We start from the raw sequence: 16,717 nt of genomic DNA, 5'->3' as shown, positions 1-16,717 counted from the left end.
GTTCCGTGCTCCAGGTAGGAGGTCGCCGAGCGAGATCGGGCGTCAAGGCCGGCGTGGACCCGCCGGGCCAGACGAGGGATGAGGAACGACCCGCCGCGCCCCTCGGCACCGCTCCCCTCGGCACCGCCCTCCTCGGTGCCGCTCCGCTCGGTGCCGCTGTCGCCGCCGTCGGTTCCGGAGCCGTCCGGGGCCCGGTCTCCAGGCCGGTGAGCGGGTCGCCGTCCGCCGTTCCCCGCCCGACCGGTAGCCCTCAGGGCAGAGGCGGTTCCGGGGACGGTGCGCTCGCGGGCCTGCTGTTCGCGGCTGCTGGACCCGCCCGGGCCGCCGGGGCCGGAGGCGTGCTGCCGGATGCTCGGGATGCCCTCGGATCGCCCTCTCCTCGGGGCCGCCCGCGTCTTTCCCGTCCCTGCGTCCGGGAACGCCGGGGCGGGAGCGCCGGGACCGGGAACGGCGGGGCGGGCCGTCACCGGGTGCGGGACGGGCCGCTGTTGCGGCGGGCCAGCGAGCCGCTGAGCGCGGTGGCGAAGAGGCACCACCCGGCGTAGGGCACCAGCGCGGCGGCGGCCGCCGGGTCGTGGCGCGCCGTCCGCCGGACCAGCCGCAGGGTGTCGGCGTCCAGCAGGAGGCTGCCCGCGACTCCCGCCACGGGGCTGCGCAGGCCGAAGAAGAGCCAGGTCCACCCGGCGTTCACCGCCAGGTTCGTCCCGTACGCGGCGGCCAGGGCGGCGCGTTCGCGGCCGCGGGTCCGGCCGAGCGCGTGCCCGGCGCTCCAGGCGATCGAGGCGTACAGCGGGGTCCACACCGCCGGGAACACCCAGGACGGGGGCTGCCAGCGGGGCTTGTCCAGCGACCGGTACCAGGAGGTGGCCGGGCCGGAGGCCCCTGCGCCCACCGCGGCGGCGGCCGCCACCGCCAGGGCGGCGCCCGCGTACGGGGCCGCGCGTCGTGCCTTCACCGACCGGGTCGTCCACCTGCTCGTCATGCTCCGCGTCTGTCCGGCCCGCGTCGGTCCATGCGCCGCGCCCGGGGCCAGGTGCGGGGCCGGGGCCGGGTGCGCGCCCGGGGCCAGGTGCGGGTGCGGGGCCGGGCGCGGGGGCCGGTCGGAGCTCCGGTGCCTATCGTGGAAGCACTCCCCCGACCGGGAACCGGCGGCGTACGGCAGGTGGATCGTGAGCGGACCCGTCATCGACTACCGGGCCGTCTTCCAGGCCCTGCCGGGTGCGGCCGCCCTGCTCACCCCGGACCTGGTGTTCGCGGACGTGAACGAGGTGTACCTGCTGCTGTCCGGGCGCGACCGCGCGCAGGTGGTCGGCCGGTTCCTGTTCGACGTCTTCCCGGACAACCCCGACGACCCGGCGGCCAGCGGCGTGCGCAACCTGCACGCCTCGCTGCGGCGCGTCACGGCCACCGGGGTGCGCGACACCATGGCCCTGCAGCGCTACGACGTGGAGGTCCCCGGGCGTCCCGGGGAGTGGCAGGAGCGCTACTGGAGCCCGGTCAACGTCCCGCTCCTCGACCCGGACGGGAAGGTGGTGCTCCTGCTGCACCGGATCGAGGAGGTCACCGAACTGATCCGGGCCCGCGGCATCCGGGAGAGCGGCCGGAACCGGACCCTGGGGGCCGAGCTCTACAGCCGGGCCCAGGAGCTCCAGGACGTCAACGAGCGCCTGCGCCGGGCCCACGCCCGCGAACGGGAGGTGGCCCTGCACCTGCAGGCGGCGATGCTGCCCGCGCTGCGCCCGCGGGGCCACCACTGGGCGGCGGTGCGCTACCGGCCGGCCGCCGGTGCGCTGAACGTCTGCGGCGACTGGTACGACCTGGTCGACCTGCCCGACGGCGGGCGCACCGCGGTGGCCGTCGGCGACGTGGTGGGGCACGGGCTGCGCGCCGCCGGGGTGATGGGGCAGCTGCGCAGCGCGCTGTCGGCCGCCTCCCGGGTCGCCGTCGGGCCCGCCCAGGCCCTGGAGGTGCTCGACCGGTACGCCCGGTCCGTGGACGGCGCGGAGAACACCACCGCCGTGTCGGTCTTCATCGACCGGGCCGGCCGCACCCTGGCCTACAGCAGCGCCGGCCATCCGCCGCCCGCCCTGTGCGGGCCGGACGGGGCCGTGGCCTTCCTGGACCGGGCCACCGACCCCCCGCTGGGCGCCCGGCCCGAGTACGCCGGGCGCCCCCAGGCGCGGGCCGACTTCGCCGAGGGCTCCGTCCTCGTGCTGTACACCGACGGCCTGGTCGAGCGCCGCCGCGAGGACATCGACGTCGGCCTCGACCGGCTGGCCCGCTCGCTGTCCCGCCACCGCCGTTCCGCGCCCGGCCAGCTGGCCGACGCCCTGCTCGCCGACCTCGTCCCGCCGGCCGGGCTCACCGACGACACCGCCCTGGTGGTGCTGCGCCTGTGACCCGCCGGGCCCGGGCGGGCGCGGGCGGGCGGGAGCGGGCAGGTGTGGGGACGGCGGTGCGTGGCAGACGGGTGGGCACGGCAGTGCTCGTCGAACCCCCGGGAGCCGAAGTGCCTCAGACCCACGACGACCTGTACGAACGCCTCCGGGAGGCGGTCCGCCGTCGGGCGGACGGGCTGTGGGGGACGGCCCTCGCCCTGCACGCCGACCCCGAGTACGCCTTCGCCGAGCACCGGGCCGCCGCGCTGCTGACGGGCGAGCTGGCGGGGGCGGGATTCGAGGTGCGCCGGGGCGTGGCGGGGATGCCGACGGCCTTCACCGCCTCGGCCGGCCGGGGCCGTCCGGTGGTGGCCCTGCTGCTGGAGTACGACGCGCTGCCCGGGCTGGGGCACGCCTGCGGCCACCACCTGATCGCGGCGGCCGGCCTGGGGGCGGCGCTGGCCGTCCGCGAGGTGCTGCCGGCGGACGCCGGGACGGTGCTGGCGGTCGGGACCCCGGCGGAGGAGGGCGGCGGCGGCAAGGCCCTGGAGGTGGAGGCGGGGGTGTTCGACGGGGTCGACGCCGCACTGATGTTCCACCCGGGCGTCCACGACTGGACGCACGCGGTGCTGACCGCGCAGGAGCAGTACCGGGTCGCCTTCCACGGCCGGGCCGCCCACCCGACGGGCGACCCCGAGCACGGCATCGACGCGCTGGCCGCGCTGGTCGAGCTGTTCAACGTCCTGTCCGCGCTGGGCCGGCGGCTCCCGGCGGCCTCGCACGTGCAGGGCATCGTCACGGTCGGCGGCACGGCGACGAACATCGTGCCCGACCTCGCCGGGGGCCTGTTCGGGCTGCGCGCCCTCACCACCGCAGAGCTGGACCGGCTGGCGGAGCAGCTGCGCACCTGCGCCGAGGGCGTCGCCACGGCCACCGGGACCACGGTCACGGTGGAGCGGGCCACCGTGCGCTACGAGCACTTCCGCGACAACGCGGTGCTGTCCGGGCGCTTCGCCGCGCACCTGGCCCGGGCGGGCACCGTCCTCACCCCGCCGCGGCCGGGGGTGCTCCTGGGCTCCTCCGACATCGGCAACGTCAGTGCGCGGGTGCCCGCCGTCCACCCGTTCGTCGCGATCATGGACGAGAGCGGGTCCGACCACACCCCGGAGTTCGCCGCCGCGGCGGCCTCGCCCCGGGCCCGGTCGGTGCTGCCGGCCGTCACCTGGGCGCTGGCCTGCACGGCCGCGGACGTCCTGCTGGACGCCGGGCTGCGGCGGGCGGCCTGGGAGCAGCACGGGGCCGCCGACGGAACGCGGTAGGACCGGTCCCCCGGCCCGCCCGTCCCCGTCCGGTCCCGCCCGGTCTCACCCGGTGGGCTCGTCGGTGCCGTCGGTGCCGTCGGTGTTGTCCCTGCTGCCCGTACCGTCCGTGCCGTCGCCGCCCGTGCCGTCGGTGACGCTGCTGACCAGGTCGACCAGTCCGGCGCGTCCGCCGCGGCGCAGTTCGCGGCGCTGGCGGACCGCGCCGTTGCCCTCGGTGAGCAGCCGCCCCAGGAGGGGTTCGACCTGCGGGGTGTCGCCGTGGCGGCGCAGGGCGGGGCCGAGGGTGTCGAGGACGCGCTCCAGCACCGCCGGCGGGGAGTCCAGGGTTCCGGTGCCGGGGTCGTAGAGCCGTTCGGTGCAGCCGTGGCGGGCGGCGTACCAGACCGCGGCGGCCAGCGCCTCGGGCCTGGCTTCGGCGGCCCGGACCCGCTCCGGGTCGGTGAGCAGGGTCGCGGCGACCGCCCGGACCAGGCCGGCCAGCATCACGGCCTCGTCGACGCGGAGTTGGACGTCCATGGCCCTGATCTCCACGGTGGGGTAGGTCTCGGAGAGCCTGGCCTGCCAGTAGAGCTGGCCCGTGTCGCCGATCAGCCCGGTGTCGACGAGGGCGCGGATCCGGGCGTCGTAGTCGGCGGCGCCGTCGAAGTGCGGGGGCACCCCGCTGACCGGCCACCGGCTGAAGACCACCGTCCGCCAGTCGGCGAAACCGGTGTCGACGCCGTTCCACAGCGGCGAGTTGGCGGACAGCGCGACGATCAGCGGCAGCCAGGGGCGCAGGCCGTTGAGGACGGCGACGCCCGCCTCGCGGTCCGGCACGCCGACGTGCACGTGCATGCCGGTGATCAGTTGCTCGTCCGTCAACTGCGGGGCGTCGGCGTGGATGGTGCGGTACCGGGGGGTGTCGCTGACCGGCACCGCCAGGCGGTCGGCGAAGGGGGCGGCGCCGCAGGCCGCCAGCCGGCAGCCGTGCGCGGCGGCGGCCGCCGCGAGGGCGCCGCGCAGCCGCCCCAGGTGGGCGCCGACCTCGTCCAGCGTCTCGCAGACCGGGGTGGCCACCTCCAACTGTGCTTGCAGCAGCTCGCGTTGCACCTCGGACCCGTCGATCCCGGGTTGCCGGTCGGCCGCCTGCCGGACCTGTTCGGCCCGGGCCACCGGCACACCGGTGGCGGCGTCCAGCAGCAGGTACTCCTCTTCCACACCCACGGTCACCATGTGCGGCGGCTACCCCCGGACGGGACGTCCAACCGTCGTCCCGGCCCCGGTACGGGAGGGCCGGGCCGGTCAGCGATGGTCGGGCCGGTGCTCGGGAGGGGTGCCGCCGGGGCGGCCACCGCCCTCGCCGCCCTCTTGCGGCTCGTGGCGTTCCGCTTCCTCCTCCCCCGGTCGGGCGGCTGTCCGAGCCGCGGTGGCGGTGGGGCGAACGCCGACCGCAGCGCGGCCCCCGGTCCGTCCGCGGGGGCGGAGGGGCCGGGGGCCGCCGTGCCGGCCGGGCGGGGGCGCGTCAGTCGCGGTGGTGGGCGTAGGCGTCCTTGGCCCGGTCCAGCAGGGAGGCGAACGGGCCGACCGTCCACTGCAGGACCGGCTTGCCGGCCGTGCCCGGGTGCGGGTGGGTCGGGGCGATCCGCTCGGCCGCCAGCAGGCGGCGGCCCATCGCCCGGCGCCGGTCCGGGTCGCAGAAGGCCAGCAGCGCGGGGAACTCCTCCTTCTCCTCGTGCTGCGCGTGGGCCTCCACCGCCTGCTGGAAGGCGGCCAGTTCGGCGTCGAACCCGGGGCTCGTCACGTCGAGCTTCTCCAGCTCCAGCAGGGCGCGGTTGGCCTCGGCCTCCTCCTCGTTGCGGGCCGACGCCTCGGCCTTGCCCGCCGTGCGCGCGGCCGCGGGCCGCACCACCAGTTCCTCGCCGGTCTCGTGCACCGCCAGCAGCGCCCGCAGCTCGTCGAACGCCTGCTGCTTGTGCTCGCCCCGCGCGGCGCGGACGTCCGCGAAGAGCCCTCGGATCCGCTGGTGCTGCGCCAGCAGGACGTCGACGACGTCCTCCTGCTGCGCCGTGCTCGTCCCCGTCCCGGTGGTCGTGCCGGTCATGGTCTGGCTCCTCTCGCTGCCGGATCGCTGTCCACGGTCGTCTCACCGGCCGCCCCGGCACCAAACGGGCATTCCGGGTGGAATTCTCCGCACCCGACCGGGCGGGCCCGCGACGCATTCTCCGGGCGACAGGGGGGATACGGGGGACGCGCGCCGGACGCCCCGCGTACCGGCCGCGCCGCTTCCGTCCCGCTCCCGTCCCGCTTCCGCCTCTGGGGGAACTCCGTGCCCGTCCGCTCCCGTCTCGCCGTTCTCGGTGCCGGTGCCGTCCTGGGCACCACCCTCGCCTTTGGTGGCACCGCCGCGCAGGCCGCCGACCAAGGACCGACCGCCACCCCGACCCCGCCGCCCTCCCCCGCCGCCACCGGGTCCGGCCCCGCCACCGGGTCCAGCTCCCCGACAGCGACGGCGACGGCGACGGCATCTGCGACCGCGAGCGCCTCCGCGTCCGCCCCGGCCACCGAGTCGGCGCCGGCCGCGTCGGTTACGGTCCCGCCGCCCGCGGACGGGACGCCGGCCGCGGGCCGCGCTCGGCCGAGCGCGTCCGCCACCGAGGAGCCCAGCACCACGAGCACGGACCCGGCCCCGGTCGGCCAGGACGCGTCCGCCTCCGTGCCGGGTCCCCGCACCGAGGTGCTCGGCTTCGACGCGCACCCCGCCGCCGTCGGCGGCGCCACCCCGCCCCCGGCCGCCACCACCGGCTCCGCCCCGGCCCGCGCCATGGTGGCCGGGGGCGCGGCCACCGCCGCCGACGGCGAACGGCCGCCCCTCTCCCTGCTGATCAGCGGTGTCGTCCTGATCGTCATCGGCGCCGTCGGCTTCACCCTCGCCCTCGTCCACCGGCCCGCCCGCCACCGCTGACGGCCAGTCACCACTGACGGCCCGTCACCGCTGGCGGCCCGTCGGCCGACGGCGGGGGCCGGCCCGGCGGGAGCCGGCCCGGCGGCGGTCGCGCTCCGGAGGTCGACTCGGCGCCGGTGCGGCCCAGCGGGTCTCGCGCGGGCCGGCTCCGCGAAACGCGGCCGGGGTGACTGGTGTTCACCCGGCCAGTGAGTCGACCGAGTTCCCCCCAAGCGGCCCCGGCCAGACCATGCAGCGCCCCTTGCCGACGGTCCGCACGACCCGGCGGCGCGCGGCCGGGGCGGCCACCGACCCGGCGTTGACGATCGACGCCCCGGACGGCGCCGGCACGCCGTGGTGGACGCCGACCACCGCGCGGGGGCCGCCGAATCAGAACGCCGCTGCGGCGCACTACCGTTCGGGGTCGCCCGCGATGCCGCTGACGCCGCGTCGGACGCCTTCGACGTGCTCCTCAGAAGGCGCCCAGGTCGCGGACGGTGGGCGGTCCGACCCGACGGCAGCAGCCGGACCCCGCCGGGAACGGGCCCCGCCGGCCCGGCCCGCCCGGTGGCGTCCGCGCCCGGCCCGGCCCGTTCGACGCCGTCCCGCTCGCCAAGGCCCCGTGGTGGCGTCCCGTGCACACGGGACGCCGCGACCCTGGTGGGCCGGGAGCTGCGGGAACAATCGGACCGTCAGCTGTCAGGCGAATGACGGGTATTCGTACAATCGATCGGCAGTACCATTCCCCGGGACCACCAAGCCCGTCCAGAATGGCTGCCACTCCGGCCCGCCGACACGGCGTCCCGTGCCGACATCCCCACCGCCGTCCGGGCGGGGGCGGGCCGACGCGTCCGCCCGTTCCGCCCGGCCGGGGGTCCACGCCTCTTCGAACGGAGCGGTCATGCCCGCCCCCCTCCCCACCGACGCGCCCACGACGGATCCGATACCCACCGACGTGGCTGCCGATGCACCTGCCGACGCGACCGGGTCGGGTCCGGTCCTCGCCCGGCCGCGACTGACCCTGACCCTGCTGCTGGCCGGCAGCTGCCTGCCCATCCTCGGCGCCGTCCTGATCGCCCCCGTCCTGCCCAAACTGCAGGACCACTTCACCACGGTCTCCGGCGTCGACGCCCTCGCCCCCATGGCCCTGACCGTCCCCGCGCTCTCCCTCGCGATCATGGCCCCCTTCGCCGGCGCCATCATCGACCGCCTCGGCCGCCACCGCCTGCTGGTGATCGCCACCGTCCTCTACGCCATCGTCGGCACCGCCCCGCTCTGGCTCGACTCACTACCCGCGATCATCGCCAGCCGCGCCCTGGTCGGCGTCGCCGAATCCGCCATCATGACCTGCTGCACCACCCTGATCGGCGACTACTGGAACGGCAAGCAACGCGAGAAGTACCTCGCCCTCCAAGCCATCTGCTCCGCCGTCTCCGCCACCGCCTTCTTCGCCCTCGGCGGCGCCGCCGGCTCCGCCGGCTGGCGCGCCCCCTTCTGGGCCTACGCCGTCGGCCTGCTCCTCGCCCCCCTGCTCGCCACCATGCTCCGCCCCACCGGCCGCCGCACCGACAACACCCCGGCCCCGGCCCTGGACCCCTTCGGGCCACTGCTGCGCCGCCTACTGGCCCCCTGCGCCCTGACCTTCTTCGGCGCGATCGTCTTCTACACCATCCCCGTCGAAACCTCCTTCCTCCTCAAGGACCTCGGCACCGAAGCCCCCGCCACCATCGGCCTGTGCACCGCCATCGCCAGCGCCGCCACCGTCGCCGGCGCCGCCACCTTCACCCGCCTCACCGACCACGCCGACCGCCTGCTGCCCTGGACCCTCACCCTCTGCGCCGCCGGCTTCGCCATCATCGCCCTCGCCGACGCCATCCCCCTCCTCGTCCTCGGCGCCGTCGTCAACTGCCTCGGCACCGGCATGCTGCTGCCCACCCTGATCAACCGCACCGTCGCGCTGCTGACCCCCGCCAACCGCGGCCGCGGCACCGGCCTGTGGAACACCGCCTTCTTCCTCGGCGAGTTCGTCTGCCCGCTGATCCTGCTCGCCGCCGCCAAGCCCACCGGCACCCTGGCCCACGCCGTCGGCGCCCTCGCCGTCGCCACCCTGGTGGTCGCCGCCGGCCTGGCCGCCACCCGCGCCCGCCGCACCACCCCGAAGAGCGTGTCCGCGTAGGGCACAACACCCTGCGGCAATTCGTAGGATCTGCACACGTACTGAGTTTTTTGCGGACACCCGACCCGGACGGACATTCGGGCGGCCGGCTTCCGGGATGACCCCCCGACATCCCGCGGAGTCGGCCGAACCACCGGCCGGGCCGCGCCTCACCTGCGCGAACGGCCCGCATCCTGACGGCGGCGCACCCCGCCCGCCGCTTGGGGAGAGGCGGGCGGGGTGCGTGTTCCGGGGGCGGGCCCGGTGGGCCCGCCCTGTCTCAGGGTCTCAGCAGCTCAGGTTCGAGCCGGTGGGGACGCCGAGGATCGAGGTGAAGCTGGTGTAGGCGTTGATCCGGCTCTGCACCTGGGCGGGGTTGCCGCCGTTGCACTCGATGGAGCCGTTGATGGAGCGGATGGTCTCGCCGAAGCCGTTGCCGTTGACCATGGCGTTGTGCGCGGTCATGGTGCCGGGGCCGTTCTGGGTCATCCAGTACCAGATGCCGGTCTTCCAGGCGACGGCCGCGTCGGTCTGCACCAGGTTCGGGTTGTTCAGCAGGTCGATGCCGAGCGCGTCGCCGGCGGCCTTGTAGTTGAAGTTCCAGCTGAGCTGGATCGGGCCGCGGCCGTAGTACGCGGACTGCCCGGCCGGGCAGCCGTAGGACTGCGAGGTGTCGCAGTAGTGCGGGTAGTTGGCGGTGTTCTGCTCGACGATGTAGACCAGGCCGCCGGTCTCGTGGTTGATGTTGGCCAGGAACGCCGCGGCCTCCTGCTTCTTCACGGTGTCCGAGCCGGTGTTGGCGAACGCCGGGTAGGCGTTCAGCGCCGCGACCAGGCCGGAGTAGGTGTAGAAGGAGTTCCGGTTCGGGAACATCTGGTTGAACTGGGCCTCGGAGACCACGAAGCCGCCCGGGTTGGGGGTGGTGGTGGTCGGGCTCGGGCTGGTGCCGCCACCGGTGCAGGCGTAGGGGCTCCAGAACCAGGTGGAGATGGTCGGGTCATAGCCCGGGTTGTCGTGGGTGGCGATGTAGTACTGGCCGTTGGGCGCGTACTTGACGATCGAGCCGGTGGCGTACTGGGTGCCGGCCACCCAGGTGGGGTGGTTGCAGGCGCTCTGGGTGGGGGTGGTGCCGCCACCGCCGCCACAGGCGCCCTGGTCGGCCCAGACGCCGGAGCCGCCGGTGCTCGGCGTCTCGCCCTGGGTCCACCACTTGGCGTTCCAGTTGTGCCCGTTGTACGAGGCGGACATGCCGCCGGTGTACACCTGCGACGCCGCGTACGGGGCCGCACAGGCGGCCGCCGCGGTCGACGTGGTGGGCACCATGACGGCCAGGCCGGTCGCGGCCAGCGCGCCGGTCAGCAGTGCGGCGATCTTTTGCTTGTTCACGTGCCACTCCTCGTGGGGGAAGGACGGGGCTGGGCAGGGAACCCGCGGTGACTCAACTCCAAATGGTCCAGACCTGTCAATAGGTCAGGAAAGCACTGGTGAAATCGGACTGACGAAATGTCAGGAACCTTTACTGTCATTCCCGAAGCGGATCCAACCCCGCCCGGCCGGATGGTTCCGGCACGTCCGACCGGCCCCCACCAGGCCGGAAGCCGCGAATTCCGAAAACGGAACCTGGTATTCAGCGGCATTTCACAGCAGGAGGAACCGAATGCCCACCGGCTTTCCGTCCGGCCCTATTGACGGAGTGGTCCAGACCTTTCTAGCCTCCAGGTGGGAACCGCGACGAACGGCCGCCCCGACCGGGAGACCCCCGGCAGTGGCCGACCGGCGCAGTGCTCGACACACGCAGTGCTCAGCCGGCGTCGTGCTCAGCCGACGAGGGACTGCGTCCCGATCACGCCGAGCAGGGCGAGGCGTTCGGCGTCCCGGGTGCCGGGCTCGGCCGTGTAGACCATGATCCGCAGGTCCTCGCCGGTGACGTGCAGCACGTCGCAGTCCAGTGTCAGCTCGCCGACGACGGGGTGGTCGACCGTCTTGCGCGCGCTGCGGTGGGGCGCGGCGGGCGCCCGCCGCCACAGCCCGTCGAACTCGGGGCTCCCGGTCCGCAGCGTGGCGACCAGCCGGCGCAGGCGCGGGTCGTCCGGGTAGCGCTCGGCGGTCGCCCGCAGGTCGGCGACCTGCTGGGCCCGTAGCGCCCCCATCGACTCGGGCGTGTGGCGCACCCGCGAACCGGAGCCCAGGAAGGTCCGCCACACCCCGTTCAGGTCGTCGCCGTGCCACTCGCCCATCAGCGCGCTGTACAGCGGGTTGGCCAGCAGTTGGGTCCAGGTGGCGTCGAAGACCGCGACGGGCGTGCCGGTCAGCCGGTCGAGCATCCGCTGCACGCCGGGGGTGATCCGCCCGGAGACCGCCCCGGGGCCGGGCGGGACGAGGCCCGCCAGTTCGAACAGGTGGGCGCGGTCGGCGTCGCCCAGGCGCAGCGCGCGGGCCAGCGCCTCGACGACCTGCCCGGACGGGTGCGCCGACCGGCCCTGTTCGAGGCGGGTGACGTAGTCGACCGACACCCCGGCCAGCTGCGCCAGCTCCTCGCGCCGCAGTCCGGCGGCCCGGCGCCGGCCGCCGACGGGCAGCCCCACGGACTCGGGGGTGACCAGTTCGCGCCGGCGCCGCAGCGCCGCGCCCAGGGGTGTCGTCGGCATGTGTCCAGTGTGCCGAACGGGGCGGCCCCGGTGGCCGCGCGTCCTGGTACCGGCAGTACCAGGACAGCGGGTCCGCTGTCTGCGGGCCCGGTTCTCCCGCAAGGTGGAACCCGTGGCGGGGACGCGGTCCGGCCGGTGCCCGACGGCCCCGGAGAGCGCCCCGCCGGACACCGTGCCCCGAACTCCCCCGGACGGCGTCCCTCGAACCCAATGACCCCAGATGAGCAACCGCCTCGCCCTGGTCACCGGCGCCACCTCCGGCATCGGCCTGGCCTTCGCCGAACGCCTGGCCGCCGAAGGCCGCGACCTGATCGTCGTCGGCCGCACCGAGGAGCGGCTGCACGCCTTCGCCGCCGCCCATCCGGACGTCGAGGTGCGCGCGATCGCCGCCGACCTGTCCACTCCCGCGGGCATCGACGCCGTGGCCGCCGCGATCGCCGACGCCCCGCTGGACCTGCTGGTCAACAACGCCGGCGTCTCGCACTACATGCCGCTGGCCGAGCTGCCCGCCGAGCGGGCCCGCGAAGTGGTCAACGTCAAGGTCCTCGCCCCCACCCTGCTGACCCGCGCGGCCGTCGGCGGGATGCTGGACCGGGGCCGCGGCACCCTGCTCAACGTCGCGGGCATGATCGCCTTCAGCGGTCCGGCCGGGCCCGAGGTGATGCCGCGCCGGGCCGTCTACGCCGGGAGCCTGGCCCACCTGGTCACCATGACGCAGGCGCTGGCCGCCGAACTGGCGGGCAGCGGCGTGAGCGCGCACGTGGTCTGCCCGGGCGTCGTGGCCACCAACTTCCACAGCGTCCAGGGCCTGGACCTCAGCGCCGTGCCCCGGATGAGCGCCGAGGACCTGGTCACCGGCGCACTGGCCGGCATCGCCCTGGGCGAGACCGTCATCGCCCCCGGTGTCGAGGACCGGCGCCTCCTGGACGAGGTGTTCGCCGCCGACCTCGCCGCCTTCGCCAGCCAGCGCCCCGCACTCGCCACCCGCTACCGCGCCTGACCCGGCCCTTGACGCGGCGGCTCCCCGGACCGGCCCCGCGCCCCCGGATCCGGGGGCCGCGCCGGTACGACCCGGCCGTGCCCGCCCGGGTGCCGCGCTCCGGGCTCCGCCCTGAAGGGGTCCTGATCTGCTCGCTCCTGCTCGGGGAGGAGCCGGACCCGCTGCAGCAGCAGCTCTCCGAGCGCCGAACGGGCGGGCACCGGCGGGCACTGGCGGACGCCCGGAACCCGCCCGCCGCCGCCCGCCGTTGTCAGGCCGTCAGGCCGTCAGGCCGCGCCACCGGCGGCTCCGGCCCCGAGCTCCGCCCGGTTCCCGGTGACGGCCGCGACGAGGTCCCCGAGCCCGCACTCGATGCCGGCGCCGTCGATCGGCTTGAAGTCGCGGACCAGCTCTGCCGTTCCGGCGACGTCCGACGGGTGGAAGCTCCACCCTTCGGCACCGCTCCACCCCGCCTCCACCGTGACCGGGCCGCCACCACCGTTCGACACCCGCAGCCAGCCGGTGTACTCGTCGGAGAAGTCGAACGGCAGGAACACTCTTCCCCCGGTGCCGAGTTGAGGCAGCCGTTCGAGCTGCTCCAGCCATTGGTCGAGCAGCCGGACCAACCCCCGGGCGATGTCCGCCCCCGCCCGGGGCGAGTCGTCGATGGCGAGGTAGTACGAGTCGCACTCGTGGCGCCAGCCGCCGAGCTCCAACAGGAGGTCGCCGTGGCAGCCGAGGTCCGTGGTGCGGGAGAAGCGGAGCGGGACACGAACGGTCATGCCCCGCACCCTACTTCCGTCGACCCGGTCGGCCCCGGTTGACCGCCGTCGGCCCCGGTCGGCCGCCGTCGGCCCCGTTCGGTCGCGGTCGACCGCCGTCGGCCGCCCTCAGTTGCCGTCGGAGACGCCCAGCGCCTGGAGGTCGACGCCGCCGTAGGCGTCGGTGACGTAGACGTTGGTCAACCGCGGGTTGCGGTAGTTCAGCGCGCGGCTGACGGCGTACGGCAGGTAGTAGGCGCCGTCGGTGACCTTGTGGTTGATCTTCCGGTAGAGGTCGGCGGCCTTGGCCTGGTCGGCCTGTCCGGCGGCCTGGTCGAACCAGCCGTTGATCTCGGGGTCGTTGATGCCGGGGAAGTTGTAGTTGCCGGTGTCGCGGATCCGTCGGCCGTCGGCGATCTCCTGGAGGAAGGCCCCGCCCGCCGGGTAGTCGGCGCTCCAGCCGGACATGATCATCCCGTAGCCCTTGGCCTTGACGGTACTCGGCGAGCCGATGGTGGCGGACAGTTCGGAGGCTTGGTAGGTGTCGATGCTGACGCTGATGCCGACCGCCTTGAGCGAGTTCTGCAGGGTCAGCGCCGCCGCCTGCTCCTTGGGGCTGTTGGCCCGGACGGCCATCGTGACGGGGAAGCCGGCCGGCTTGCCGCAGGCGGCCAGTTCGGCCTTGGCCTTGGCCTGGTCGGGCCGGCCGTCCCGGAGCCCGTACGGGTCGTACTCGTCCCAGCCGGTCGCGGTCGGCGGGAGCATCGAGCCGGCCGGTTCGCCGCTCTCCGGGCCGCCGCGCGCGGTCTGCAGGGCGGTGGTGTCGGCCGCGTACAGCACGGCGTTGCGGCAGTGCTGGTTGTCGAACGGCGCGACCGCCGGGACGAGGGCCACGTAGCGCAGGGCGCCGGTGGCCGGGTCGTCGGCGTTCGCCTTCAGCGCGGGGTCGGCGAGCACCCGGGCCCGGGCGGCGGACTGCAGTCCGGCCTGCGACAGGTCGAGGTCGAGGTCTCCGGAGAGCAGCCGGGAGTCGATCTCGTCGGCGCTGGTGCCGACGGTCAGCCGGATCCGGTCCGGCAGCGCCTTGCGCAGCGGGTCGCCGGCCTGGTCCCAGGCGGGGTTGCGCTCCAACTCGTAGCTCTTGCCGGTCTGCACGGTGCGGAACTTGTACGGTCCCGAGGAGACCGGCTTCTCGGCGTACTTGCCGCGGGTGTCGGCGCCCTGCGGGACGGGAGCGGTGGCGCCCAGGGTCAGCAGGTAGGGGAAGTCGGCGTTCGGCTTGGCGAGGGTGAACACCAGGGTGAGGTCGTCCGGCGTGCGCACCGACCGCAGGCCCAGCTTGTCGGGGTCGCCGTCGCTGTACGGGCCCCGGTAGCCCTGGCCCTGGTCGAGTTGGTCGACCAGCAGCGTCGGGCCGCCGTCCAGCGTCTCCTGGTCGAAGGACCGTTCGATGCCGTACTTGACGTCCTTGGCGGTGATCGGCGTGCCGTCCTCGAACTTCAGCCCGGGGCGCAGCCGGACGGTGTACGTCCGGCCGCCGTCGGAGACGTCCGGCGCGGCGGCGGCCAGGTCCGGCACCACGACGGTGCCGGCCCGGCCGGGCTTGCCGTCGTACGCGAACAGGGTGCGGACGTAGAAGCGCTGGAAGTTCCAGGCGTAGCCGTAGTAACTGCGCGCCGGGTCCAGCGAGTCCAGGTCGGTGGAGCTGCCGAGCTTGAGGGTGCCGCCCTTCCGGCCGGACGGGTTCAGCACCTGGTCGATCGCCGCGTCGTACGCCACGGTGGTGGTGCCGGTGCCCCCGCCGCTCGCCCCGGGCGACGGCGAGAGCGAGGGCGACGCGGAGGTTCCGCCTCCGCCGCCACCGCCCGGGTCCTCCTTCTTCCCCAGCAGGTTCGCCACCAGGACGCTCGCCGGCACCACCGCGGCGAGCACCCCGAGGGCACCGAACAGCAGGATGCGGCGGCGCCTGCCGGGCCCGCCGGACGCGGCGGTCTGCGGGGAGGTCAGGACCGGCGGCAGCGGCGTGGCGTACGGGTTCGGGAACGGGGCCGGCGAGGCGTACGGGTTCGGGCTGTCCACCGGGACCGGGAACGGCACCGGCGCCGGGCTCGGGATCGGCGCCGGTGCCTGCGCCTGGACCTGCGCCTGCCCGTGGGCCGGGGTCGCCGTCGGCACGGGGGGCGGGGTGCTCGGGAGCGGCGGCGGGGCGAGCGGAACGGGCGGTGCCGGGGTGACCGGCGCCGGGGCGGCCGGGAGCGGGGCGGCCGGGACCACGTCGCGGACCGTTCCCTGGTGCGGCGCGGGGACGGGGACGGGCGGGGTCGCGGGGGCCGGCCGGGCGGCCGCGGTGAGCGTGCGGACGGCCTGTTCGGCGTTCAGCCGCAACCCGGGGTCCTTGACCAGCAGGCCGAGCAGCGCCGGGGCGAGCGGTCCGGCGTGCCGGGACGGCCGCGGCGGCTGGGTGAGGATGGCGACGTAGAGGGCGGTCAGGGTGCCGGCCGCGAACGGGGCTTCGCCCTCGACGGCGGTGTGCAGGGTCGCGCCCAGCGACCACAGGTCGGAGGCCGCGCTGGCGGGCTTGCCGTCGAGCTGCTCGGGCGCCATGTAGGCCGGCGTGCCGAGCAGCGTGCCGGTGCTGGTGAGGGACATGGTGGCGTCGGCGATGCTGGCGATGCCGAAGTCGGTGAGCACCACGCGGTTGCCGCTGAGCAGGATGTTGTCGGGCTTCAGGTCCCGGTGGACGACGCCCGCGGCGTGCGCGGCTCCCAGCGCGTCCAGCACGGCCAGGCCGATCTCGGCGACCCGGGGCGCGGGCAGCCGGCCGTGGTCCCGGACGGTGGCGGCCAGCGAGGTGCCGACCACGAACTCCATCACGATCACCGGGGCGCCGTCCTGCTCCACCACGTCGAACACCGTGATGATCCCGGGGTGGTTGAGCCCGGCCGCGACCCGGGCCTCCCGCATCACCCGCTGGAGCAGCAACTCCCGCTGCTCCTCCTCCAGTCCGGCCGGGAACAGGATCTCCTTGACGGCGACCTCACGGTGCAGGGTCTCGTCCCGGCCCCGCCAGACGCGACCCATTCCGCCCCGCCCGACCGGCTCGATCAGCCGGTACCGCCCACCGATCAACTTGCCGTCCGCGTCTGTCACGGCGCACAGGCTACCGGCCCCCGGTGACCGCCCGGGCGATCATGATCTGTTCGTGACCGGTGTGACTGAGCGCTTCAGTTGGCGGCTTGAGCGCATCGAGACCCAAAATGGCGGGGCCTTCCGCTCAGCCGCGCCGCGGCCCGGTTGCGCAGCGCCCTCCTCGGCCACCTCCGCGCTGCCCAGGGCCTTCTGCCCACGAGCCCCGAGGCCCGCGGGCAGAACGGGGGGCAGGTACGGCTGGTGTCTCAGTATGCGGCCGAGGCGGCCTGAGAAAGTGTGGGGTAATTGATCAACTGCGTGGCGTGATCTAGTGGCTGTGATCTTCGCGGTCGGGTGTCCGCGAAGATCGCCGCCATGTGCGTCTGTGTCTGTAAGTCTTCGTATGACTCGTCGTTGACGGATGC

The 16,717-nt window shown here is 75.1% G+C and carries 12 protein-coding genes; 5 read left to right on the top strand and 7 right to left on the bottom strand.

Annotated features, from left to right (window positions below; all coding sequences use genetic code 11):
- Positions 1-463: 463 nt before the first annotated feature.
- Complete coding sequence (locus ACWEO5_RS33870) at positions 464-955, bottom strand: TspO/MBR family protein (protein WP_452165956.1); 492 nt, start codon at positions 953-955, stop codon at positions 464-466.
- Positions 956-1,166: 211 nt separating this feature from the next.
- On the opposite strand from ACWEO5_RS33870, the gene ACWEO5_RS33865 reads away from it, so the two are divergent.
- Both ACWEO5_RS33865 and ACWEO5_RS33860 read left to right on the top strand, forming a co-directional pair.
- Positions 1,167-2,399: a PP2C family protein-serine/threonine phosphatase gene (locus ACWEO5_RS33865; RefSeq protein ID WP_452165958.1), complete on the top strand. Its 1,233-nt coding sequence runs from the start codon at positions 1,167-1,169 to the stop codon at positions 2,397-2,399.
- A gap of 110 nt (positions 2,400-2,509) precedes the next feature.
- Entirely contained in the window at positions 2,510-3,697 is a 1,188-nt protein-coding gene (locus ACWEO5_RS33860; RefSeq protein WP_452165955.1) for an amidohydrolase, read from the top strand.
- Between the two features lie 45 nt (positions 3,698-3,742).
- On the opposite strand, the gene ACWEO5_RS33855 is transcribed toward ACWEO5_RS33860, so the two are convergent.
- Positions 3,743-4,912, bottom strand: coding sequence for a carboxylate-amine ligase (locus ACWEO5_RS33855; protein WP_452165954.1), 1,170 nt, complete (start codon positions 4,910-4,912; stop codon positions 3,743-3,745).
- 289 nt (positions 4,913-5,201) lie between these two features.
- The gene (locus tag ACWEO5_RS33850) at positions 5,202-5,780 is read right to left on the bottom strand and encodes a hemerythrin domain-containing protein (RefSeq protein ID WP_452165953.1); all 579 of its coding nucleotides are present in this window, start codon (positions 5,778-5,780) and stop codon (positions 5,202-5,204) included.
- A 612-nt stretch (positions 5,781-6,392) separates the two neighbouring features.
- On the opposite strand from ACWEO5_RS33850, the gene ACWEO5_RS33845 reads away from it, so the two are divergent.
- Positions 6,393-6,641 (top strand): hypothetical protein, encoded by a 249-nt coding sequence (locus tag ACWEO5_RS33845; RefSeq protein ID WP_452165952.1) that lies wholly within the window; start codon positions 6,393-6,395, stop codon positions 6,639-6,641.
- 880 nt (positions 6,642-7,521) lie between these two features.
- Entirely contained in the window at positions 7,522-8,796 is a 1,275-nt protein-coding gene (locus ACWEO5_RS33840; RefSeq protein WP_452165951.1) for an MFS transporter, read from the top strand.
- A gap of 267 nt (positions 8,797-9,063) precedes the next feature.
- Here ACWEO5_RS33840 and ACWEO5_RS33835 read toward each other — a convergent pair whose 3' ends face one another.
- The gene (locus ACWEO5_RS33835) at positions 9,064-10,098 is read right to left on the bottom strand and encodes a glycoside hydrolase family 19 protein (protein WP_452165957.1); all 1,035 of its coding nucleotides are present in this window, start codon (positions 10,096-10,098) and stop codon (positions 9,064-9,066) included.
- Positions 10,099-10,592: 494 nt separating this feature from the next.
- Entirely contained in the window at positions 10,593-11,423 is an 831-nt protein-coding gene (locus ACWEO5_RS33830) for a helix-turn-helix transcriptional regulator (protein WP_452165950.1), read from the bottom strand.
- 220 nt (positions 11,424-11,643) lie between these two features.
- On the opposite strand from ACWEO5_RS33830, the gene ACWEO5_RS33825 reads away from it, so the two are divergent.
- Positions 11,644-12,423: an SDR family NAD(P)-dependent oxidoreductase gene (locus ACWEO5_RS33825; RefSeq protein WP_452165949.1), complete on the top strand. Its 780-nt coding sequence runs from the start codon at positions 11,644-11,646 to the stop codon at positions 12,421-12,423.
- A 266-nt stretch (positions 12,424-12,689) separates the two neighbouring features.
- On the opposite strand, the gene ACWEO5_RS33820 is transcribed toward ACWEO5_RS33825, so the two are convergent.
- A complete protein-coding gene (locus ACWEO5_RS33820) occupies positions 12,690-13,184 on the bottom strand; it encodes a hypothetical protein (RefSeq protein ID WP_452165948.1) in 495 nt (164 codons plus the stop codon).
- 108 nt (positions 13,185-13,292) lie between these two features.
- A complete protein-coding gene (locus ACWEO5_RS33815) occupies positions 13,293-16,313 on the bottom strand; it encodes an ABC transporter substrate-binding protein (protein WP_452165947.1) in 3,021 nt (1,006 codons plus the stop codon).
- Positions 16,314-16,717 lie beyond the last annotated feature (404 nt).

It is taken from the genome of Kitasatospora sp. NPDC004272 (assembly GCF_053603035.1).
This window is presented reverse-complemented; position numbering and strand designations above follow the sequence as displayed.